The sequence below is a fragment of the Litorilituus sediminis genome, from assembly GCF_004295665.1.
Taxonomy (GTDB): domain Bacteria; phylum Pseudomonadota; class Gammaproteobacteria; order Enterobacterales; family Alteromonadaceae; genus Colwellia; species Colwellia sediminis.
Window position 1 is genome coordinate 1,509,082 of the sequence record NZ_CP034759.1, and the last position, 23,064, is coordinate 1,532,145.

Genomic DNA, 23,064 nt, shown 5'->3' on the forward strand with positions numbered 1-23,064 from the left:
CGCAAACTACAAGCGCGTAAACTTAAATTAAAAAGCGGCTAATTTTAAAACCGCGCGCCCCTGATAGCAAGTTAAACTCCGTTTTAAAGCTGTAATAGCATTTTTTATGTTACTTACTTGGTGATTGCGTTAAGTACGCCATAATAAAATGGACTAACTCTTGGCTAAAATCAGCTATTTCTAACAGCTCTGGTTCAAACAAAACCGCTTCATGCACTAAATGTTCGACAGTTTTGCTGACCATTTTTGCCGCCAAAGGAATATTAAGATCAGCACGCAGCTCATCTCGTCGCTGTTCAAACATGGTTTGCACTAATAAGCGCACAGAATCTTTATCGTTATTATCTTCTTTTACACCTAACTCGGGGAGTTCATGACTTAACACTCGATGCAATTCTGGCGCGATTAAATGCCCCTCGAATGCTGCTAAGACAAAGGCCTTGGCAACGTCAGATAAGGGTTTGTCTAAGGTTTGTTGGTAAGCAGCTAACATTAAATCACGTAACTGAGCAAAGTGATCTTCTTTTATCGCGGCAATGAGTGATTCTTTACGAGGAAAGTACTGATAAAGTGAGCCTATGCTTACCCCCGCTCTTTCGGCGACTTTATTCGTGGTGAATTTTTCATAGCCTTGTGCAACTAAAATATGAGTAGCCGCTTCTTTAATGGCATTAACAGTAAACTTAGCTCGCTCCTGAGCAGGCAATTTCCTTGGCTTTACGTCTATTTTCATTGATTTATTCCTTGTAAGTAAAACGCGAGTATTTCATCTATTCGAGCAATTTTATACTAACCCAGTACTAACCTATTGGAGAAAAGTTATGGGAATATTACCTAGACACAAACTAATTTTATTAAGTTCAATCATGAGCTTAAACACGCTATGTTTAGCAAATAATTATCAAGAAAATAGCGACAGTTTTCTTATCTTCGGGGCATTAAGTAAAAATGAGTATTCAGGTAGTAAAGACCATGATGTGGTACCGGCTATTATTTCTGAATTCAGCCTTTTTAAACGACCAGTAGAAATCGAAGGCTTAACCGCTAGAGCATCCTTATATTCTAACAATGCTTGGCACTTTGGCCTAGCGATGCAATATGATTTTGGCCGGGATGATGAGGTAAGTAATAAACAAGTCGCTGCGATGCAAACTATTGATGCCAATATTAACTTGGGTGGCTATATTAGCCATTTTAGTGATAGTATTTTACTCAATAACGATGAATTAGAGCTAAGAGTTCAAACTACTGCCGACGTTTCCTCAGCCCATGAAGGCTATCTAACCACCTTTTCATCTACCTACACATTCCCTTTATTTATTCCTTGGCGAGTTGAACTCGAATTAGAATCAAGCTATGCCGATGATAATTACATGAACACTTATTATGGCGTTTCAGCACAAGATGGGCAAAGTTCAGGGTTAACACCTTTTCAAGCCAAGGCAGGTTTTACTGATATCACAGTAAACGCCAACATTATCTTATTTTCTAGCCCACAATGGGGTGCTTACTCACGATTAAGCTATGCTCGACTGCTTGGTGATGCCGCCGACAGCCCAATCATTAAAGATATAGGCACAGCAAATCAAACTCAATTTGGCCTTGGCCTTTTCTACCGCTTTTAGGAGTCAATCATGAAATATTTGCTAACGCTTATGTTCTTCGCCATGAGTTTCACTGCAAGCGCGTTAACCCTTTTACCTGCTAATAAAGGCATCACCTTAGCCATGACAGAGCAAAATGATCAGCTCTTGGTACTGCTAGTAGTTAAAAATCATGGCGATAACATTGATGCCATTAACTTAAGCGAGAAATTTGCTTTAACTGGCGATGTCGTTGCGGTTTATCAAAAGCTTGGCTATGAAAAAATACAGTCTATTGCTTTAAATAATCGACAAAAGACACAATCTTATCCGATAGCTAATTTACTCAGCCCAGCTGGCAATCATCCCGCTCATATTGCCGCAGGTTTAAATTACCACAAACATGCCGATGAGGTAGAGGCTAAGCAAAAGCCCTTTTTATTTGCCAAATCAACAACACCGACGAGATCAGAAGCTATTAAGGTTTATAAGCATGAGCTATTAGACTATGAAGTAGAATTATGCGCGCGGCCCTTAACTAAAATCACTGATACTACCGACATTTTAGCTACTGAGTTTGCTTTATTTTTATGTGGCGACTTTACTGACAGAGCACTGCTTATGCGCGGTATTAACCTCGACAATATTCAAAGCGGTCAAGGCTTTGAACAGGCGAAAAGTAAAACGGGTTACTTTCCAACCGGCCCTTTTATGATCATCAGTAAAGACTGGCGAACACTCGTCAATGACATTGAGCTGACAACCAAGCTGAATGGTCAAATAAAACAACGTGCTATGGCTAGCGAAATGGTTTGGCCGATAGATAAAATCGCCAAAAATACCTTATTGCAAAGTAATCAAGTTAATGCTTCTACTAGCCAACACAGCCCGCTATTAACTAACAAAGAGCTCAATTCAGACATGAGTATTTTAACCGGTACGCCCGAAGGTATTATGTTTTCGCCACCCGATACCCGTTTTAAAATCGCAACCGCGATGAAATATGTGTTTTCTGGTAGTTTTACTTCAACTGAGCTAAAAAAGTACGTAATAGAGCAATATATAGCTGAGCAACTAAAACATAAGCGCTTATTACAACCTAGTGATCAACTTACCCTATCGGCAACCTACTTAGGTAGCATTGAGCTAACCATTAGCGAACCTGAGTAAGCATAAATATAGACATAAAGGTACGGTATAAATATTAATGATAGCCAACATTTAGCAAACCATATCGCTCACTACCAAGTATTTATCGTATGCTCAAGACATATTATGCTCGATAGTGAGCTTTATACTTTAAAGGAGCCTGATTATGAATAACCTTGCCTATGCACTGGCGAAAACCATTCTTAATGGCTTTGAGCGCCATATTCAACTTTTCATTGAAATAACACAATCTGCCAAATATAGATTTGAGCAATGCCAATGGAGTGAAGTGCAAAAAGCAGCACGAGATAGAACCACCTTTTATGATCAGCGTGTTAATGAAACCTTTAATACCATCAAACAAGATTTTTTTATCAGTGAATTAGATGACGAACTATGGCAGCAAGTTAAACGCAATTACATCGACTTACTCAGCCAACACAAACAACCTGAGCTAGCGGAAACTTTCTATAATTCAGTATTTTGTCGTTTATTTGAGCGTAAGTACTATCATAATGCCTTTATTTTTGTTGAAAGCACCGCAAGCCGCTTAGATGAACAACAAGCGCCGAAAATTTATAATCAGTACTGTCCAGCTGAAAAAGGCTTAAAGCAAACGATTGTTGAGATCATGGAAGCTCATAAAACTGAAATTCCTTATCAAGACTTAGACGCTGATGTAGAAACACTTATCCGCGCTTTTCGAAAACAAGCTCACAAAACTCGCTACAAACTAGAAGAGTTAAGCTTTGATATTTTAAATTTTACTTTCTACCGCAATAAAGGCGCTTACATCATAGGGCGAGTACTATCCCCCGGCGGCGAAACACCATTTATTGTTTCAGTATTAAATAACGAACAAGGCGGGCTTTACATAGATGCACTATTAACCACCAGTGAAAGCATGGCGGTAGTTTTTGGTTTTGCCCGTGCCTACTTTTTCGTTGATTGTCAGCATCCACATGCTTTAGTGAATTTTTTGCAAAGTTTAATCCCCCACAAGACCAAAGCCGATTTATATTCAGCGATTGGTTTTCATAAACAAGGCAAAACTCAGTTTTATCGCGACTTTTTAAATCACTTAGCCAGCAGCAATGACAGCTTTGAATTAGCCGCCGGTATTAAAGGTATGGTGATGTCAGTATTTACCCTGCCTTCTTATCCTTATGTGTTTAAAATTATCAAAGATAAGTTTTCCCCAAGTAAAAATATGACTAAAAAGGACGTCAAAGGAAAATATCGCCTGGTTAAGCTACATGACAGAGTAGGACGTATGGCGGATACCATGGAATATTCAGAAGTTGCCTTTCCTAAAGACAGATTTAGTGACGAGTTACTTGCCGAACTTGAAAAAGTTGCCCCGTCTATTATTCGCTATGAAGATGATTTAATTATCATTGAACACCTTTATATTGAAAGGCGCATGATTCCCCTTAACCTTTATTTAGCTGACGCGTTAAAGAATAAAGATACTGAAAAGATCAATGAAGCCATGTATGGCTATGGCGAAGCAATTAAACAGCTTATTTCCGCCGATATTTTTCCTGGTGACATGCTGTTAAAGAATTTTGGTGTTACCCGCCATGGCAGGGTTATTTTCTATGATTACGATGAAATAACCTACATGAATGAAGTTAACTTTAGAGTAAAACCTGAGCCAGTAACCGAAGAACAAATATACGCGGCAGAGCCTTGGTACTCAGTTGAGCCTGGCGATATGTTTCCGGAAGAGCTTGCCACCTTTGCCTTAGCAAATCCTGCTTATTTAAAAGCGTTTAAGCTTCATCATAGCGATTTACTTGAAGCTAGCTATTGGCAACAGTGCCAAACCAATGTTGCCAACGGCATATTTAAAGATGTTTATCCTTATCCAGATCAATTTAGATTTTGTTATTTAAGAGGAATTAAAAAGGCGGCACCATATTAACTTGTGCCATATTATCTTGTGCCTTGTTAAACGTTTAGATTTAATATTATCGGCTAGTTTCAAATCACTTTGTTGATTAATTAGCCGAACAAACGAATTTTTACTTTTTTTTCAAAATACCTCTTTACCTTTGGCTGAGCATAAGTATAATTCGTCTCCGTTGCAGGGGTGTAGTTCCAATTGGTAGAACAGCGGTCTCCAAAACCGATGGTTGGGAGTTCGAGTCTCTCCACCCCTGCCATTTTCCTCTCTTTTATTTCAAATAATCAACCCTTTTACCTAAGTTATTTATCTGTCATGATAGATGTATCCTTATTGATTTTTGCTCGCTATGACAATTTCTAAACGACAATTTCAACATCTTAGTGAAATGGGCATTGATTTGTGGCACGCACGCGCCAATTCAAAACCAACTGAAGATAAGCAAGAAAAACAGCCAATAACACTTGAGCTAGCTGAGCTTGCCAAGGATAGACTCTTTGCTGATATCTTAACGTCTTTGTCACTCTCTATTGCTGATATTACAGAAAAGCAAGATCATATCGATCTTGGCTTGTTTAATTGGTTCTTTTATGACGACATAGCAAACTTAAGTTATCAGCATGCCAAGTTAATTACGCCAAGCCTTGATGAAATTAAACATTCAGCCATGATGAAAAAACAGCTATGGCAGCTAATATCTAACCACTTATATGAACAAACTAACCTTTAAGCCAGTCACCCTTGAATCAGTAACATCATTAATGGTTATTGAAAACGCCTGCCACTCGCACCCATGGAGTGAAAAGACATTTTCAAGCTGTATTGGTGGCAGATATTTTGGTGACTACGCACAGCAAGATAATGATATTGTTGGTTTTTTTATTGGTGAGTTTGTTGTCGATGAAGCGACCTTAATGGATATTTGCGTAAAACCTACTATGCAAGGTCAAGGTTTAGGTAAACAACTATTAAATCAATTTATTGAGCAGGCAAAAAACAAAGGAGCAATTAAAATTTGGCTAGAAGTGAGAGCGAAAAACATCAGCGCGCAAATGCTCTATATCAATACAGGTTTTGTTGAAATATCTCGTCGTACCGGCTATTACCCTAGTGCTACTGGCTTTGGCTATGAAGATGCCATTGTGATGTGTTTAGAGCTTTAAAGCTTAACATACGCTACCTCGTTACAAATCTCTACAATTGGTAACCCAATCTCTCTAGTTTAAAAACTAAACAAGACTAAGATAACCACTATAGGCAATACCCCTAATATTGATGAGGTGTTTAGTATGTTTAACAGAATCACTCCTAAGACAGATAGCCAATTAACACAAAGTGATGTGGCAAACTTAGTACTTGCACAAGCAATTGAAAATGTAAGTAGACTTACTGGTGTCTCTAGCGACGATGCGCTTAAATTACTTGCAACACAAATATCAGCTAACCAAAAAAAGCCACAAGCTTCCCCAAGAAGCTTTCAACAGCCTTTGCTTGAGCAAAACGAATTTCAATTTATTGCCGAGCTTTTCTAAATTAAGAAAATCAAACCTAAGATGATGAGCCTGCAAATCAATGACAGGCTCACGCTAGACTTCAATTATTAACAAACTTCCCCTAATTAAAGCAGCTGATATTAGTCCAGCGAATAACGCGTAAAAATATGCGCTTTCTATCAAATATTTTCTAATTTAATGTTACAATGCGCGCAATTTTTTTTATTTCAAAAAGTGCGCTAACTAATTAGCACACTTAACCCCTAATATTTCAGGTAATTTGCATGTCTGTACAACAGCAGGAAGTCGACTTACGTAGAACGTTTGCGATTATTTCCCACCCGGATGCGGGTAAAACCACCATCACAGAAAAAGTTCTTCTTTTTGGTCAAGCTTTACAAAAAGCAGGTACCGTTAAAGGTAAAAAATCAGGCCAACATGCCAAGTCTGACTGGATGGAAATGGAAAAAGATCGTGGTATTTCGATTACCACCTCTGTTATGCAGTTCCCGTACAACGATTGCCTGGTAAATCTACTTGATACCCCAGGCCATGAAGACTTCTCAGAAGATACTTATCGTACCTTAACCGCTGTTGACTCATGTCTTATGGTTATTGACGTTGCTAAGGGTGTTGAAGCACGTACCATCAAATTGATGGAAGTTACCCGTTTACGAGATACGCCAATCATCACTTTTATGAACAAAATGGATCGTGATGTGCGCGACCCTATGGAAGTAATGGATGAAGTGGAAGACGTACTAAAAATAAAATGTGCGCCTATTACCTGGCCAATTGGCATGGGTAAAGAATTCAAGGGTGTTTATAACATTCTTGAAGATGAAACTATTCTTTATCAATCAGGCCAAGGTCACACCATTCAAGAAAAACGTGTAATCAAAGGCTTAGACAACCCAGAGCTTGATCAAGCCATTGGTAGTTATGCTGAAGACTTACGCGAAGAGCTTGAATTAGTGGTGGGCGCTTCCCATGAGTTTGATTTAGACGAATTCTTAAAAGGTGAATTAACACCGGTATTTTTCGGTACCGCCTTAGGTAACTTTGGTGTCGACCATATGCTTGATGGTTTAACTCAGTGGGCTCCTAAGCCTTTACCTCGTCAAACCGATGTGCGCGAAGTGAAAGCTGAAGAAGAAAAATTCTCAGGCTTTGTTTTTAAAATTCAAGCCAATATGGATCCAAAACACCGCGATAGAATTGCCTTTATGCGTATCTGCTCAGGCAAATATGAAAAAGGCATGAAAATGCGCCAAGTACGTATTGGCAAAGATGTTAAAATTGCCGATGCTGTTACTTTTATGGCGGGTGATAGAGCCAATGTTGAGCAAGCTTTTGCTGGCGATATTATCGGTTTGCACAACCATGGCAGCATTCAAATTGGTGATACCTTTACCAGTGGCGAAGAAATGAAATTTAGTGGTATTCCAAACTTTGCCCCGGAAATGTTCCGTCGTATACGTTTAAAAGATCCACTTAAAGCCAAGCAATTACAAAAAGGCCTGATTCAGCTATCTGAAGAAGGTGCTGTACAGGTATTTAGACCTTTAGCCAACAACGACATGATAGTGGGTGCGGTCGGTGTGCTTCAGTTTGAAGTTGTTGTGCAACGCCTTAAAACCGAATACAAGGTTGAGGCAATTTACGAACCAATAAGTGTTGCCACAGCACGTTGGTGTACCTGTGATGATGAACGTAAGCTTGAGCAATTTAGGAAAAAAGCTGCGGATAACTTAGCCCTTGATGGTGGTGATAACTTAACTTATGTTGCGCCAACTATGGTGAATTTATCGCTAGCACAGGAGCGTCATCCGGATATAGTGTTCCATGCGACCCGTGAACACTAATTTTGCTTCCTAAATGATATTTTAGCGGCATTGTCAGCGAAATTTTATCAAGTCACTTAGCTTACTAAGCTCCCTGATAAAATTTCTTGACCGCTTTGCTAAAAAACCATTTAGTTTGCAAAATAAAGTAAATTTCGGGTTACTTGGACGACAGGTAAGATAGAACATCAAAACCTGAACAATAAAGATTAATGACTAACTGCGAATAACTTCTTTATCGCAGTTAGTTGGTTCAAGACACACACTGTTGGCTATAGCCAATAAATACGGTTGATAAATCTATTGAGCCAAATAGCAATATAAAGAGTCTATTAAAATGAATATTAAAGAAATATTGAGCGCTAAAGTTAGCCAAGCTATGGTAGCAGCGGGGTTACCTGAAGATACCAACCCAGCTATTAGCCTATCTAATCGCCCACAGTTTGGTGACTACCAAGCAAATGGCGTCATGGGTGCGGCTAAAAAACTTAAAACTAATCCACGCGAATTAGCCACTAAGGTTGTTGAAAACTTGAACCTTGATGGTATCGCAGAAAAAATCGAGCTTGCCGGCCCTGGTTTTATTAATATTCATTTAGACAAGGCATGGCTTGCAGCCAACTTAAATCAAATCAGTAGCGATGAAAAAATTGGTGTTGCTCAACGTGCTACGCCACAAACTGTGGTCGTTGATTATTCAGCGCCAAACCTTGCTAAAGAAATGCATGTTGGTCACTTACGTTCAACCATTATTGGTGATGCCGTAGTGCGCGCTTTAGAGTTTAGAGGTGACAAGGTTATTCGCCAAAATCACATGGGTGATTGGGGTACACAGTTTGGCATGTTACTAGCGCACTTAAGCGATAAGTTAGCCGAAAATGAAGTCGCAGAAACAGCCCTTGCCGATTTAGAAAACTTCTACCGTGAAGCAAAAGTGCGCTTTGATGATGAAGAAGGTTTTGCCGATAGAGCACGTGACTATGTAGTGAAACTACAAAGCGGCGATGCGCAATGTGGCCGTTTATGGCAACAATTTATTGATATTTCAATTAGCCACAGTGAAGAGATTTACGCTAAGTTAAATGTTTCACTAACACGTGAAGACATTATGGGTGAAAGTGCCTACAACGATGACTTAAATAACGTCATTGATGAGCTTATGGCAAAAGAAATTGCTGTTGAAGATCAAGGGGCAAAAGTTGTCTTTATTGATGAGATGGCCAATAAAGATGGTGAGCCTTCTGTATTTATCGTGCAAAAATCAGGTGGTGGTTTCTTATATGCCACCACAGATTTATCTGCATGTCGTTACAGAAGTGGCAAATTAAATGCTGATCGTATCATCATCTTTACCGATGCTCGCCAAGCCTTGCACTTTAAGCAGGTAGAAATTGTTGCTCGTAAAGCTGGCTTCTTACCAGAGCAAGTAGGTTATCAACATTGTCCATTTGGTATGATGATGGGTGATGATGGCAAACCGTTTAAAACACGTACTGGCGGCACAATTAAGCTTGCTGAGTTACTGGATGAAGCAGTTGTTCGAGCCAGTGACTTAATTAAAGAGAAAAATCCTGAAATCAGCGAAGATGATTTAGCCACTATTTCGCAAAAAGTAGGTATTGGCGCAGTTAAATTTGCCGATTTATCTAAAAACCGTACCAGCGATTATATCTTCAACTGGAAAACCATGCTTAGTTTTGAAGGTGCAACCGCTCCTTACTTGCAATATGCGTACTCACGTATTCAAAGTATCTTCACTAAGGCAGGTAGCAGCCATGCATTAGGTGAAATTAAGGTAGTTGAAGCACAAGAAAAAGCCTTAGCATTAAAATTATTGCAACTTGAAGATGTCTTAGATGCCGTAATTAGTGAATGTACACCAAACTTGCTATGTAACTACCTATACGAGCTTGCTAGCCTTTACATGAGTTTTTACGAAGCTTGCCCTATTCTAAAAGAAGGCATTAGCGAAGAAGTAAAAGCATCACGTTTAGCCTTGTGCCAACTAATTGCTAACACCTTAAAGCAAGGTTTAGATATTTTAGGCATTGAAGTGATGGAAAGAATGTAAGTTAACTTGCCACTACTAAAACAAGGAGGCAATCGCATGCAGTTTACCGACAGCCATTGCCACCTTGATGATGCGAAGTTTATCGAAGCACTACCTCACCTACTAGACGAGTGCGCTCAAGCCTCAATTGAGCGCATTATTATCCCAAGCGTTGCCCCAGATAATTTCAATCAAGTTCTCACCCTAAGCAAACATAATAGTGCTAAGCCAATAAAACTCTTTGCCGCCTTAGGCATTCACCCATGGTTTCTCGATAACTTATCACAAAGCGATTTAGAGCAACTAACTCAGTTAGTCAGGCAAGAAAAAAGCAATATTATTGCTGTTGGTGAAATTGGTATTGACGGTGCCATTAGTAAGCGTGCTGCCAACCCAGAAGTGAACTTACAAAAACAACAGCATTTTTTTGATTATCAGCTAGCCTTAGCGAAACAAGAAAACCTGCCAGTTATTATTCATCACAGGCAATCTCATCAATATATAGTGCCACAACTTAAGCGTCACAAACTTAGCAAAACAGGCGTCATTCATGGCTTTTCTGGTAGCTATCAACAAGCAAAAGATTATATCGATTTAGGCTTTAAGTTAGGTATTGGCAGCACCATTACTTATTCAAGAGCGAAAAAAACCATTAACGCCATTAAACGCCTGCCGCTTGATAGCCTAGTGTTAGAAACGGATGCCCCTTCTATGCCATTAAGTATCGAGGTATTAGACCAGCCACAAGCGCACAATAGCCCGCTTAATTTAGTCAAAATATTTCACTGTTTAACGCAAATAAGGGATGAAAGCCAAGAGCAAATTGCCGAGCAAATTGAGCTCAATATCAATCAAGTGTTCTTTGCCGAGTGATGCCTTAACTATTGGCTTGCTGTTTTGCCAATTGTTTATTTATGCGATAACTTCTTCGGCTAAATCTATTCAAGCCACGCGTTAATAAAAAGCCAACCACGCCAGCGAGTAATAACATTAGCCTAAATAGCGTTTGTCTATCTGTATCTGCTTGTGACAGCACTTGGGTTAAGTACGACTCCTCTATAGTAAAGCGAACATAGCCATAGAGCTTTTTGCCACGAATCTCGCGAATAAATGGCGTGTACTTAGCGCTTAAATTCGCCTTATTTTCATCAATTCCATAAAGCTCATTAATAGAGCGGCTGCTACGCTTTTTTTCCTCTGGATTATCGTTTTGACTTGCTGATAGTAACAGCTGACCTTTTTCATCATATAAATGTACTTGATTAACAAAATCAACTTTAACTAAATCATCTAAATAGCTTTGCATCGCTTTATTTCTAGCCGCCTTAGATGAATATTTTTGTTGTAATAATAACTGAGCACTGCTTGCTGCCTGCTGCAAATATTGTTTAGCAACAAAGTCAAAATGATTTTGCAAATTCACCTGATCTTTCACATTAATAGACTGCCACATACTCATTAGTACGATAATAAGCAAAATAGCACTAGCTAATTGCAGAATTTTATTATAAATCGATGATAATTTAGGGTATAAAGGCTGTTCAGGTTGCTTCATAAAACAGTGATAACGACTTAATGCGCGAATAATGCCACTATAGTGAGATTATTACCTATTGTGAAGTTTTAATATTTTCCACTAATCTTCATAGAGAATTAACGTGTCAGATTCTGCCAACGATATCCCCTTAACCACTGCTTTTTCAGAGTTAATTGAACAAGCGTCATTACCACTGTACTTAAGCTATGAAAACAAGACGATTTCCTTAGCAGATAAAACACAAACCCTGCCGCAAGCCGAGTTAGTGGTTTTTTCTGATCTTAACTTAACCTCACTGCATCACCTACTTAACAGTGCCAACTTAACCCCTGTTGCACTTACGGCGGTTAACAGCAGAAACAAACTAACAAGCTACAGATTTAACGTTGACTGTACTGATTTTATCAGCGCAAGAAAAGCCGTAGCACAATTTGCATTAAAGCAAGGTTTTGAAGCAGCATTAGTTATGGATGTTCCGAAACTAAATCAGCCTGGTTTACTGGTGATGGATATGGACTCAACCACTATTGAAATTGAGTGCATTGATGAAATAGCAAAATTAGCCGGCGTTGGCGAGCAAGTATCAGAAGTAACTGAGCGTGCCATGCAAGGTGAGTTAGATTTTGCCCAGAGCCTTCACCAACGGGTAGCTACGCTAGCAGGCGCGCCGGAGCAAATTCTTGCCGATGTCGCGAAAGATATTCCATTAATGGCAGGTTTAAGCAAACTTATTGCTGAGCTTAAAGAACACAATTGGCGTATTGCTATTGCATCGGGTGGCTTTACCTATTTTGCTGATCATCTCAAAGATACACTAAAACTTGATGCCGCCTTTGCTAACACGCTTGAAATTGTAGATGGCAAGTTAACAGGTAAGGTTTTAGGGGATGTGGTTGATGCCCAAGTAAAAGCAGACTCTTTAGCTATTCTTGCCAAAGAATATCATATTGAAGATGGCCAAACTGTGGCTATGGGCGATGGCGCTAACGATCTTGTTATGATGGCTGCAGCCTCATTTGGCGTTGCTTTTCACGCCAAAGCTATCGTATTAGAGCAAGCTGATAGCTGTATTAACTTTAAAGGTTTAGACTGCCTGCTCCATTGGTTAGCCTAATCAAGCTTAGCTTCACATAACCCAGCATTAATCGCAATTAATGCTGAGTTAAACTCATCTCTTGCTCAGAAAGCACCTTATAACGAAATAGCGTTTCTGTCGTCACATCAAATAACTGCACTATACCTGCAACACTCCAAATCTCTTGCTCAATCTGCTTACCACGGTGAATAGCATAAGAGCCAATATAACTTAGCTCTGGATTAAGATATTCCATCTGCGGGCTATCGGCACGCGACAACTTAAGTTTTATGCAATATAACTCGCCTTGTTTGAGTGACTTTTTAATAAAAAATCGCGTTAATTCTGGCGTATTAAGCTCACTCGCCAACTTAGTGGTAACTGCTCGCTCTATTTGTTCAATATTTGGGTTAATCGCGATATACAGTAATTCAGTTACCGACTCATCAGTTGCGAGCAATTTCTTTAAGTGATTATCAATCGAGCTACTTGCTTGTAGATTACTTAATATTGGGTATAAATTGTAGAAACCTTTCCTATCACTTAACCTTTGCATATGGCCATAAAGGCCTTCACTGGTGATCTGCTTGGCCGCTTCACTCACCAACAAGGTTTCAACCTTATAACGACTACCACTGGTTTGTACTGCTAACGCCGGCACAGCCAGTTGCGTGGCATAAAGGGTTCTTAATGCTTCAGCAAGACCAGGAGTTAACATAGCGTACTCATCTGGGGTCAGTTTGTCGCGATTCTTCTCAATTAGTAATTTAAAAAAGGAGCGACCAATATGCTGGTGCTCTTTAACAGACACCCGTAAATTAATGGTTGTTTTGGCTTTATTGATGCGCACCACTTTATAAGGCAAACCTTTTAAATCAAAGGCTGAGGTGATCTTTTGTAAATTAGGAAAAGATAAATGGACAACATCACCTGCTGCTAACACCGCGGGCTCATCTAAGTTTAATTTTAAACCTGACACGGAAAAATCTTCAGAAACCCCTGACCAGGTAATCGATTGGCATGCTATTATTGCCGGTGTTTTATATTTAAATCTTGGCTCTTGGCGCTGGTTTTTATAATTAATACCAATTTCATCAACGGGTAACTTATCTTTTAATCGCTTATGACCAAATAACTTCAATTTTTGACGATCAATACCTGAATAGGAAAACTGCTGATAATCATGCAAACTTTCTTTATCTTGCAATGACTTAACAACAATAATATGTGATAACTGGCTCAAATTCTTAAACACTTCATCCGAAGGTGGCGAGTTAATATATTGCTGTTGTTTGGTTACCGCACTCGAAAGTGTAAAGGGTGAGTGCGCCTTATTGATGTCTAAGTCGAGTAAAGACAACTCAGTCACGGCAAAGCTATCTTTACTGGCAGCAAAACCAATAAACTGAGTAAAGAACGCCATATCGTTTTTACCCTGCAGCTCATCCATAGAATAAAAAAAGCTCTTTCCTTGATGCTGATGAATAAAACTGTAAACCAGCAAACTACCCCGCTGTGCTTGTAAGTGAAGAAATCGCTCTTTAGTGATTAAATAATTTAATGCTGAAGAGTTATCTTCATGTTTCCAATATTGATAGCTTGGCTGACTATTCGTGGTTGTTAACACATATTTAGGTATGACATGACCATCTGCGCCCTGCTGAATAAAAACAGGTAGCTCATTTAGTTTCATTAAAGCAAATTGCTCAAAGCTTCGAGCTTGTAAGCTTTGTATGCTGTTATCTAAGTTGATTTTATAGCGGCGTTTGTTTCCTTGAATAAAGCCCTTTAAAAACTGCTCAAAACCATCTCTTTCAGGTACATCAATGCGCTGACAGCCAATTAACTGAGTGCTGCCATCAAGTAGTTTATTTTGTACTTGATAAATAAAAACGCTGTCTTTACCAAAGTGAAACTCCTGCTCTAAGCCAGTAAATACTAACTGAATTTCTTGACCTACACTTAAAGGCGTTTCATTAGTTAAGCGTAATTTAATGCCTGAGACACTGATATCAACACTGGTGGCACTAGCTTCACTTTGCTTGCCAAGTACTAAGGTAATGGCAACAGCAAAATTCATGCGTTCTTCACGTCGGTCGGGATAATTATCAAATAAATATGCTTTAGCGCTGTACTGTTTTTTCTCTACAGTACTGCTTGCTTTTGGCGTGATCCGAGAAATATTCGCTTGTTCATTTTTATAAATATTGCGAAAGTTGTTTTCAGTATTTTTTACCGCTTCATAAACACCAAAGGTATAACCGCCATACACCTCAACATTGTCATTAAATACCGAGATAGCAACCTCATCTAAAAAGTGCTTTTGTCCTTGGTAGTCAAAAATCTGGCAATCACCATCTACCAAGCCTCGAAGATCAATAGAGCGTGTACAAGGGCTGGCTAAACGTTTTAATTCCATTTTGAGTAGAAAAGACTCTGTTTTAGCCAATTTATTGGTAGCGGCACTAAATTTGGCATCAAAACCTGCTTTATTCACTAAACCTCTAAACTTAGTTATCAAGGATTGATGTTTGCTAAAGTCTGTACTCATATACGTCTATTTACTCAAGTAAGATTATTGTTGTTATAAATCTGGATGTTATATTAAAAATATATGCAAAAACCGTCTGTTTACAGGAAAGCCTTCTATAGCTTTGTTCTTTTCTATACAATCAAAACAAAAGCATTATAATTTAACCCAGCTAAAATCACTATTTCAAGCAAATATCGCAATTGTTCATGCTTTATAAAAAGCACAAGCGTAAACCGTCAAAGCGCTGACCATGAATAGTGATCTATTTCTAAAATGCTAATAAAAGCAATTATTAAGCCAATCACTGGCAAAATATAAATAAGGACAACATGGCAAAAACAAAAACGGCTTATGTTTGTACAGACTGTGGCTCAGAATTCGCCCGTTGGTTAGGTCAATGTACCGACTGTAAAGCATGGAATACAATCTCTGAATTTAGACAAGCCAAAGCCCCGGCTCGTGCCGGCAATTTCTCTGGCTTTGCCGGTTTAACTGAAGCAAAAGTACAAACCCTTGATGATATTGACCTAGCTGAAGTCCCTCGCTTTAGCTCTGGCTATGCAGAATTTGATCGCGTTTTAGGTGGCGGCATTGTGCCAGGTAGCGCCATTTTAATTGGTGGTGAGCCAGGCGCAGGTAAAAGTACGTTATTATTACAAACCATGTGCTCGCTGGCAGTGAATATGTCGGCCCTGTATATCACAGGTGAAGAGTCGCTGCAGCAGGTGGCTATGCGCGCTAAGCGTCTTGGTTTACCAACTGATAAGTTAAAAATGCTGTCAGAAACTAGCGTTGAAAACATTTGCCAAATTGCGCAAAAAGAGCAACCTAGAATCATTGTTATCGACTCTATTCAAGTCATGCATATGGCAGATATACAATCAGCCCCCGGCAGCGTATCTCAGGTCAGAGAAAGTGCCGCCTATTTAACGAGGTACGCCAAGCAAAACCAAGTGGCGATGTTAATTGTTGGTCATGTTACCAAAGATGGCTCTTTGGCTGGTCCTAAGGTGCTAGAGCACTGTATCGATTGTTCTATTATGCTTGAGGGCAGCACAGATTCACGTTATAGAACTCTACGCGGACATAAAAACCGCTTTGGCGCCGTCAATGAGCTTGGTGTTTTTGCCATGACAGGTGGTGGCTTAAAAGAAGTGAAAAACCCGTCAGCCATCTTTTTAACCCGTGGTGAAGAACAAACACCGGGTAGCGTTGTTATGGTGCTTTGGGAAGGAACTCGGCCTTTATTAGTAGAAATACAAGCCTTGGTTGATCACTCTGCCCTAGGCAATCCAAGACGTGTTGCAGTCGGGGCCGATCAAAACCGTTTGTCTATGTTACTAGCAATTTTACATCGTCATGGCGGCTTACAACTTAGTGATCAAGATGTTTTCGTTAACGTGGTTGGCGGCGTTAAAGTCACCGAAACCAGTATTGATTTAGCATTAATCTTAGCTTTAGTATCAAGCTTTAAAAATAATGCCTTACCGCAAGATTTAGTTATCTTTGGCGAAGTCGGCTTATCAGGCGAAATTAGGCCAGTACCAAGTGGCCAAGAACGAATTTACGAAGCGGCTAAACACGGTTTTAAAAAAGCCATTGTGCCGTATAATAACAAACCAAAACAAGCGATTGCCGGCATGGAAGTTATCGCTGTTAAAAAGCTTAGCGATGCCTTAGATGTCATCTAAGGCTAACTATCAAACCATTATTAAGTTAAAAGTTGCCAAATAAATGAAATTAACCCTTAAAAAAGCACTCTTTGTTTTCGGCTGCTCTCTCAGTAGCCTTGCATGTTACGCAGCAACAGAGTCTGTCACAGAGACAACAGAAGCACTGACTATTGAGCGAATTTATAGTTCACCATCACTTAATGGGCAAACGCCAAAATCATTAAAATTCTCTCCTGATGGTAGTCGAGTCACTTACTTACAAGGTAAAGCTGACGATTTAAACCGTTACGATTTATGGGAGTACAACTTAGCCAGCAAAGAGAACAAGCTACTGGTTGACTCACAAGCGCTTTTTAGCGGTAAAGAAGAGCTTTCTGATGAAGAGAAGGCACGACGTGAACGCCAACGTATTTATGGCGTTGGTATTATGGAATATCAGTTTTCCCATGATGGCTCAGCGTTATTATTCCCGTTAAATGGCGATATCTACTATTACCACTTAGCAACACAAGCTGCCAAGCGATTAACGCAAACACCGGGCTTTGAAACGGACGTTAAATTCTCCCCTCAAGGTAACTATGTTTCTTATATTCGTGAGCAAAACCTGTATATTCGCCATATTAAATCAGGTAAAGAGCGTCAATTAACCATTGATGGTGGTGGCGTGATAAAAAATGGCATGAGTGAATTTGTTGCTCAAGAAGAAATGGACAGAATGACAGGCTATTGGTGGGCGCCAAATGAACAGCACATTGCTTTTTTGCGTGTTGATGAGACCCCAGTACAAACGGTTATTCGCAATGAAATTTACGCAGACAAAATTGATTTAATTGAACAAAGATACCCCGCCACAGGTACTAATAATGTCCATATTCAATTAGCAGTAACTGATATTAAAGGCAAAAAAATTCGCTTTGTTGACCTTGAGGATGACCAAGGCAATGAGGACAAAGATATCTATATTCCTCGAGTAAAGTGGATGCCTGATAGCGAAAATCTCACTTATCAATGGCAAAGTCGTAACCAACAAAAACTCATTTTACGCAGCTATAATATTAAAAAGCGTAAGCAAAAAGATTTAATCACTGAAAAATCAAACCATTGGCTCAACTTGCACGATGATCTTCACTTTCTTAGCAAGAGCAAATCCTTTATTTGGGCATCAGAGCGCGATGGCTACAAGCACTTATATCACTTTGACTTAAAAGGTAAACTGATTTCACAACTGACCCAAGGTAACTGGGTTGTTGATAACTTAAAAAGTGTTGATGAAGAAAACGGCTGGGTTTATTTCACCGGCCGAGCTGATACACCATTAGAGCGTCACTTATACAAGGTGCCATTATCAGGTAAAAACCCAGAGCAAGTTGAGCGATTAACCCAGCGTAATGGCTTTCATAGCATCACTTTTGGTAATAAAAGTGCCGTTAGCGGACTTAATTATATTGATAGCTTCTCAAATATCTCGACCCCAAAACAAGTCAGCTTACATAAAGCCGATGGCGAACATATTACTTGGTTAGCGCAAAATGAAGTTAACGCTACTCATCCTGTTGCTCCTTATTACAATGACTTAGTGATGCCGGAATTTGGCTCGTTAAAGTCTGACGATGGCGAAGCCACCTTATTTTATAAACTCTATAAGCCTAACAATATGCAGCCGGGTAAAAAATACCCTGTAATTGTTAAAGTATATGGCGGTCCACATGCCCAGCGTGTTACCAATAAATGGCAAGGCGCTGATATGATCCAATATATGCTGCAACAAGGCTATATTGTCTTTCAATTAGACAACCGAGGCTCTAATTACCGAGGTACAGCATTTGAGTTTCCTATCTATAAAAAACTTGGCCAAGTTGAGGTTGAGGATCAAATTACTGGTGTTAAGCACCTAAGAAGCTTACCTTTTGTTGATGAAAAGCGTATCGGTATCTATGGTCACTCTTATGGTGGTTATATGGCGTTAATGGCCATGTTTAAAGCAGGCGATTACTTTAGCGCGGGTGTCAGTGGCGCGCCAGTAACAGATTGGTTATTGTACGACACACACTATACAGAGCGTTACTTAGCCCATCCAAAAGATAATGCTGCTGGCTATCAAGCAAGTAGTGTCTTTCCTTATATTAATGGCTTAAATGGCCCGCTAATGGTTTATCATGGTATGGCTGATGATAATGTATTATTTACCAATACCACTAAATTAATCAAAGCCATGCAAGATGAAAACAAGGTCTTTGAACTGATGACTTACCCAGGCAGTAAGCACAGTATGCGCGGAAAAAAGGTCAAGGTGCATTTAAATCACACCATTATGAACTTTTTTGATCGTCACTTTAAATAGCACTTAAGGGGCAAGGATTTTGACTTCCTTGCTCCCATTATCTTAGCGTCCATTACTAAAAACCTGTCTATACTTAGCTATATCTCTTTAATTACTTTAGTCATTATTAAGGTTGCTAAGTATGGGACTGCTTCCCCAACTTATATTACTTGTCGTTATGCTTATAAGTTGTTCAGCCCATGCTACAGCACGTTTTGACCATTACACAATTGAACATGGTTTATCTCAAAATACCATTACCAGCATTGTTGAAGATAAATACGGCTTTATTTGGTTTGCTAGCCAAGACGGTTTAAATCGCTTTGACGGCTTTGAGTTTGATAACTTTTATGCTGACACCAACAATAGCCAGACATTAAGCGCAGATTATATCTATGATCTTTTTATCGACCAACAAGGGCAATTGTGGCTTGCAACTCGTGGCGGCGGATTAAACCTATTTGATTATGAAACCGAGCGCTTTGAACACTTTACATTTTCTGATGATAATAAAAACAATCAAGCTAATGATATTCATCAAATCATTCAAGCCAATGATGAAGAGCTATGGCTAGCCACCTACGAAGCTGGCATTCAAGTGTTTAATATACGCAGCCAAACATTTAGCCCACTCAAGCAATTCAATCAACATAAAGATACGATTAATGCTGTTATTACGAGTTTGTTATTAGATAAAGACACCCTTTGGCTTGGCACACAAAGCCAAGGACTTATGCAGTTTAACCTGAACAACAGTCAACTAAAGCACCATAGACAAAACAGCGCAACCTTAGGTGCAATTAGTGACAATCAAATAAGCGCTATTTTTAAGGACAGTCAAAAGCAGATTTGGGTAGCGAGTGCTAATGGCCTAAACCTGTATCAAGCAAGTAGCGACACTTTTAAGCACTTTCTGCATAATAAGGACGACAGTAACTCACTTAGCCATAATGCCATTGTTGATATCGTTGAAGATAACCAACATAACTTATGGTTAGCGACCTCAGGTGGGATTAACAAGATAAGTCATGATGGTAAAACCATTAGCCGTTTTCTTCATGCCGCTAATAATAAATACTCACTTGCAGGTAATTTTATCAATACTTTATTTATAAGTGATAACAACAATTTATGGGTTGGTCACTTTACTGACGGCATCAGCAAAACATCATTAGCAACGCCATTGTTTAAACATATAGACACCGAAACATATGATCAACAAGCGCCTTCAAGTAACAATATCTGGGCCATATTTGAAGATCATCGACAAAATACCTGGGTAGGTGTCGATGGTGGTGGCCTGCAAGTCTATGATAAAAATAAACAATTGATAAAGCGTTACCTGCACAACAATACAGATGAAAATTCATTATCCAGTAATAGAGTTTGGGCTATTGCCCAGGAAAGCCCAGGAATATTTTGGATTGCCACCTTTGATGCTGGCATCAATAGATTAGATACCCACACAGATACCATTGAACGCTATCTTCATCAGGCAAATAACAACAATAGTCTTATTGATAATAAAGTGGTTGCCCTTCATATAGACTCAAATAACTACCTATGGATAGGCACTAAAGCAGGGCTTGATAGACTCGACCTTGCCAGCAGAGAATTCAAACATTTTCGCCATCAACCGCAAGCGAAAAACAGTATTAGTTATAACTATGTGCTCAATATTTTTGAAGATTCATCTGGCATCATATGGTTATGCACTTATGGCGGCGGATTAAACGCTTATAATCCTAAAAGTAAATTATTTAGCCATTACCAGCATCATGCCAATAAGCCAAATACCATAACTAGCAACAAGGTCATGGCTGTAAGTGAAGACAGTAGCGGCAATTTATGGATATCAACAACCGACGGCCTAAACAAGCTTGATAAACAACGGAGAAACATTACCCGCTTTACTAAAGCGCAAGGACTAAAAAATGAAACCATTTATAGTGCCCTTGAAGGTAATGATGGCGGTATTTGGTTAACCTCAAATAGAGGGATTTCTCGTATCGATAAAAAAGACTATACCATCACTAACTTTACTTTAGCTGATGGCTTGCAAAGCTATGAATTTAACTCTGGCGCTTACTTTAGCTCACCTCATGGTCAGCTATATTTTGGCGGTATTAATGGCTTTAATTACTTTAACCCGCAAGACTATATCAATATCCAAAAAAACTTACCGGTCACCATCACTAAAGTGCGACTGTCTAACACTCCTGTTGAAATACAGCCTAAGAACAAACAAAGTGATAAACAATTTACCTTAGAAAAGGCAATATATTTACTTGATGAAATCACCTTAAGCCACAAAGAAAACTTAATTTCATTTGAGTTTTCTACCCTATCATTTCAAGATGAGGCCAGTATTAGCTATCAATACATGCTGGAAAACTTAGACAAGGACTGGATTCAAACAAATCATAAGTCACGCATTGCAACCTATACCAATATACCTCCAGGTAACTACAGCTTATTGATAAGAGCCAAGCAGCAAAGTGCCCAATGGGGCGAGCAAGTCACACGTTTAGCCATTGAAGTTACGCCAGCACCTTGGCTATCTTGGTGGGCCTATAGCCTGTATATCTTAATTTTTGCCAGCCTTGCCATAATTATCTTTTGGCGTAGGTACCAAAACTTTATCTTATTAAAAGAGAACGAAGAGCGTTTAGCCCTCTCCTTATGGGGCAGTCAACGAGAGTTGTGGGACTGGCATATAGTTGAAAAATACATCATCAGAGTTAACTCCATTACCAATAACCACAATGGTAAAGAAGCCTTTACTTTAGAAAGTTTAAGAAAAACCACCCATCCAGATGATGTAGAAGCGGTTATTCATGCCTTCAAATATCACAAAGATAATGACTCAGACTTTTTAGATATCACCTATAGACGACAAGATCCTAAGCTAAATTGGCGCTGGTATAGAAGCCGAGCGAAAGCGGTATCGCGTAATAAGCAAGGTAAAGCCCAACGAATTGTTGGCACAATTGAAGATGTACACCAACTGATTGAAGCGCAACAACAATTACAGCAATTAAACAGTGAGCTTGAGCAAAGAGTAAAAGCGCGCACTGCTGAGTTAACTGATGCCTTAGCTGAGCTAACTAACACACAAGAACAGCTATTAGAATCAGAAAAAATGCTCTCTTTGGTAAGCTTAGTTACTGGCGTTGCTCATGAACTTAATACACCATTAGGTGTTGTGCTAACAGCACTATCACAATTTGAGAATAATCAGCAACAACTTAAAGCTGCACTACAAAACAAAACCTTAAGCCAAGAAGCATTAGATAAATATATTCAAGCTAATAGCGAGTGCATTGCCCTCATTGCCAGCAATAGCCAAAAAGCGGCTCGCTTAGTTAAAAACTTCAAAGCCTTATCACACTCATCTGAACATGAGCCGAAGAAATTATTTCATGTTAAACAGCTGCTTGAGTTTGCTTACCAAGAATGTCAATTACAAACTCAGCACAATACCATTTCGTTACAACTCATCTGTAGTCAGCATATTGTCTTTAATAGCTATCAAGAAACATTAAAATCAATCTTTAAGCAATTAATTGAAAACTCCTGTTTACACGCATTTGAAGAAACAACTAAGCAAACGCTCACCATCACCATTGAGGTAACTGAACAGGATAATGCTCTTATTTTTGACTATAAAGACGACGGTCAAGGGTTAAAAGATGAGATTGCCGATAGTGTTTTCGAGCCTTTTGTCACCACCAAACGAGGTAGTGATTGCGTCGGCTTAGGTATGCCAATACTGTATAATCAAATAGTTCACAGCTTCAAAGGCAGTGTGCAATTAGTGTCTAATGCCTCTGCTGGATTTCACCTTATCATTAGCCTGCCCAAAGATAGCTCAAACTAACTTGTGCAGGTGCTGTCT

General features: G+C 39.2%; 16 protein-coding genes and 1 tRNA gene. 14 read left to right on the forward strand and 3 right to left on the reverse strand.

What is annotated here, in order from left to right; translation table 11 throughout:
- Positions 1-109: 109 nt before the first annotated feature.
- Positions 110-733 (reverse strand): TetR/AcrR family transcriptional regulator, encoded by a 624-nt coding sequence (locus EMK97_RS06750; protein ID WP_130600616.1) that lies wholly within the window; start codon positions 731-733, stop codon positions 110-112.
- 88 nt (positions 734-821) lie between these two features.
- On the opposite strand from EMK97_RS06750, the gene EMK97_RS06755 reads away from it, so the two are divergent.
- From EMK97_RS06755 to EMK97_RS06800, 10 genes are all read left to right on the forward strand, one after another.
- Positions 822-1,625: a MipA/OmpV family protein gene (locus EMK97_RS06755; RefSeq protein WP_130600618.1), complete on the forward strand. Its 804-nt coding sequence runs from the start codon at positions 822-824 to the stop codon at positions 1,623-1,625.
- 9 nt (positions 1,626-1,634) lie between these two features.
- Positions 1,635-2,753, forward strand: coding sequence for a fumarylacetoacetate hydrolase family protein (locus tag EMK97_RS06760; protein WP_130600620.1), 1,119 nt, complete (start codon positions 1,635-1,637; stop codon positions 2,751-2,753).
- Positions 2,754-2,898: 145 nt separating this feature from the next.
- Positions 2,899-4,659 carry a bifunctional isocitrate dehydrogenase kinase/phosphatase gene (gene aceK, locus EMK97_RS06765; RefSeq protein WP_211342277.1) on the forward strand — a complete coding sequence of 587 codons (1,761 nt, stop codon included), beginning with the start codon at positions 2,899-2,901 and terminating at the stop codon, positions 4,657-4,659.
- 164 nt (positions 4,660-4,823) lie between these two features.
- Positions 4,824-4,900, forward strand: a tRNA-Trp gene (locus EMK97_RS06770).
- Between the two features lie 90 nt (positions 4,901-4,990).
- The gene (locus EMK97_RS06775; protein ID WP_130600624.1) at positions 4,991-5,371 is read left to right on the forward strand and encodes a DNA polymerase III subunit psi; all 381 of its coding nucleotides are present in this window, start codon (positions 4,991-4,993) and stop codon (positions 5,369-5,371) included.
- Positions 5,352-5,804: a ribosomal protein S18-alanine N-acetyltransferase gene (gene rimI, locus EMK97_RS06780; protein WP_246028901.1), complete on the forward strand. Its 453-nt coding sequence runs from the start codon at positions 5,352-5,354 to the stop codon at positions 5,802-5,804. The genes EMK97_RS06775 and rimI overlap by 20 nt, the downstream gene beginning before the upstream one ends.
- A gap of 126 nt (positions 5,805-5,930) precedes the next feature.
- Positions 5,931-6,173 carry a hypothetical protein gene (locus EMK97_RS06785; protein WP_130600626.1) on the forward strand — a complete coding sequence of 81 codons (243 nt, stop codon included), beginning with the start codon at positions 5,931-5,933 and terminating at the stop codon, positions 6,171-6,173.
- 245 nt (positions 6,174-6,418) lie between these two features.
- Entirely contained in the window at positions 6,419-7,999 is a 1,581-nt protein-coding gene (prfC, locus tag EMK97_RS06790; protein WP_130600628.1) for a peptide chain release factor 3, read from the forward strand.
- 316 nt (positions 8,000-8,315) lie between these two features.
- Positions 8,316-10,049 (forward strand): arginine--tRNA ligase, encoded by a 1,734-nt coding sequence (gene argS, locus EMK97_RS06795; RefSeq protein ID WP_130600630.1) that lies wholly within the window; start codon positions 8,316-8,318, stop codon positions 10,047-10,049.
- A 36-nt stretch (positions 10,050-10,085) separates the two neighbouring features.
- Positions 10,086-10,901: a TatD family hydrolase gene (locus EMK97_RS06800; protein ID WP_130600632.1), complete on the forward strand. Its 816-nt coding sequence runs from the start codon at positions 10,086-10,088 to the stop codon at positions 10,899-10,901.
- A 4-nt stretch (positions 10,902-10,905) separates the two neighbouring features.
- Here EMK97_RS06800 and EMK97_RS06805 read toward each other — a convergent pair whose 3' ends face one another.
- Positions 10,906-11,583 carry a hypothetical protein gene (locus EMK97_RS06805; protein ID WP_130600634.1) on the reverse strand — a complete coding sequence of 226 codons (678 nt, stop codon included), beginning with the start codon at positions 11,581-11,583 and terminating at the stop codon, positions 10,906-10,908.
- Between the two features lie 103 nt (positions 11,584-11,686).
- On the opposite strand from EMK97_RS06805, the gene serB reads away from it, so the two are divergent.
- On the forward strand, positions 11,687-12,679 hold the full coding sequence (gene serB, locus EMK97_RS06810) for a phosphoserine phosphatase SerB (protein ID WP_246028902.1): 993 nt from the start codon (positions 11,687-11,689) through the stop codon (positions 12,677-12,679).
- A 37-nt stretch (positions 12,680-12,716) separates the two neighbouring features.
- Here the strand turns inward: serB and EMK97_RS06815 are convergent, their stop codons facing one another.
- Positions 12,717-15,191, reverse strand: coding sequence for a PilZ domain-containing protein (locus EMK97_RS06815; protein WP_130600636.1), 2,475 nt, complete (start codon positions 15,189-15,191; stop codon positions 12,717-12,719).
- Positions 15,192-15,502: 311 nt separating this feature from the next.
- Here EMK97_RS06815 and radA point away from each other — a divergent pair, with 311 nt between their 5' ends.
- The 3 genes from radA to EMK97_RS06830 all read left to right on the forward strand — a co-directional run bounded on the left by radA (position 15,503) and on the right by EMK97_RS06830 (position 23,046).
- A complete protein-coding gene (gene radA, locus EMK97_RS06820) occupies positions 15,503-16,864 on the forward strand; it encodes a DNA repair protein RadA (protein WP_130600638.1) in 1,362 nt (453 codons plus the stop codon).
- A 43-nt stretch (positions 16,865-16,907) separates the two neighbouring features.
- The gene (locus EMK97_RS06825; protein WP_130600640.1) at positions 16,908-19,187 is read left to right on the forward strand and encodes a S9 family peptidase; all 2,280 of its coding nucleotides are present in this window, start codon (positions 16,908-16,910) and stop codon (positions 19,185-19,187) included.
- Between the two features lie 121 nt (positions 19,188-19,308).
- Positions 19,309-23,046 (forward strand): two-component regulator propeller domain-containing protein, encoded by a 3,738-nt coding sequence (locus tag EMK97_RS06830; protein WP_130600642.1) that lies wholly within the window; start codon positions 19,309-19,311, stop codon positions 23,044-23,046.
- Positions 23,047-23,064: the final 18 nt, after the last annotated feature.

Excerpts from the sequence above, each read along its gene's own strand:
- EMK97_RS06750 (WP_130600616.1), bottom strand. The coding sequence starts at position 733 with ATGAAAATAGACGTAAAGCCAAGGAAATTGCCTGCTCAGGAGCGAGCT.
- EMK97_RS06755 (WP_130600618.1), top strand. The coding sequence starts at position 822 with ATGGGAATATTACCTAGACACAAACTAATTTTATTAAGTTCAATCATG.
- EMK97_RS06760 (WP_130600620.1), top strand. The coding sequence starts at position 1,635 with ATGAAATATTTGCTAACGCTTATGTTCTTCGCCATGAGTTTCACTGCA.
- aceK (WP_211342277.1), top strand. The coding sequence starts at position 2,899 with ATGAATAACCTTGCCTATGCACTGGCGAAAACCATTCTTAATGGCTTT.
- EMK97_RS06775 (WP_130600624.1), top strand. The coding sequence starts at position 4,991 with ATGACAATTTCTAAACGACAATTTCAACATCTTAGTGAAATGGGCATT.
- rimI (WP_246028901.1), top strand. The coding sequence starts at position 5,352 with ATGAACAAACTAACCTTTAAGCCAGTCACCCTTGAATCAGTAACATCA.
- EMK97_RS06785 (WP_130600626.1), top strand. The coding sequence starts at position 5,931 with ATGTTTAACAGAATCACTCCTAAGACAGATAGCCAATTAACACAAAGT.
- prfC (WP_130600628.1), top strand. The coding sequence starts at position 6,419 with ATGTCTGTACAACAGCAGGAAGTCGACTTACGTAGAACGTTTGCGATT.
- argS (WP_130600630.1), top strand. The coding sequence starts at position 8,316 with ATGAATATTAAAGAAATATTGAGCGCTAAAGTTAGCCAAGCTATGGTA.
- EMK97_RS06800 (WP_130600632.1), top strand. The coding sequence starts at position 10,086 with ATGCAGTTTACCGACAGCCATTGCCACCTTGATGATGCGAAGTTTATC.
- EMK97_RS06805 (WP_130600634.1), bottom strand. The coding sequence starts at position 11,583 with ATGAAGCAACCTGAACAGCCTTTATACCCTAAATTATCATCGATTTAT.
- EMK97_RS06815 (WP_130600636.1), bottom strand. The coding sequence starts at position 15,191 with ATGAGTACAGACTTTAGCAAACATCAATCCTTGATAACTAAGTTTAGA.
- radA (WP_130600638.1), top strand. The coding sequence starts at position 15,503 with ATGGCAAAAACAAAAACGGCTTATGTTTGTACAGACTGTGGCTCAGAA.
- EMK97_RS06825 (WP_130600640.1), top strand. The coding sequence starts at position 16,908 with ATGAAATTAACCCTTAAAAAAGCACTCTTTGTTTTCGGCTGCTCTCTC.
- EMK97_RS06830 (WP_130600642.1), top strand. The coding sequence starts at position 19,309 with ATGGGACTGCTTCCCCAACTTATATTACTTGTCGTTATGCTTATAAGT.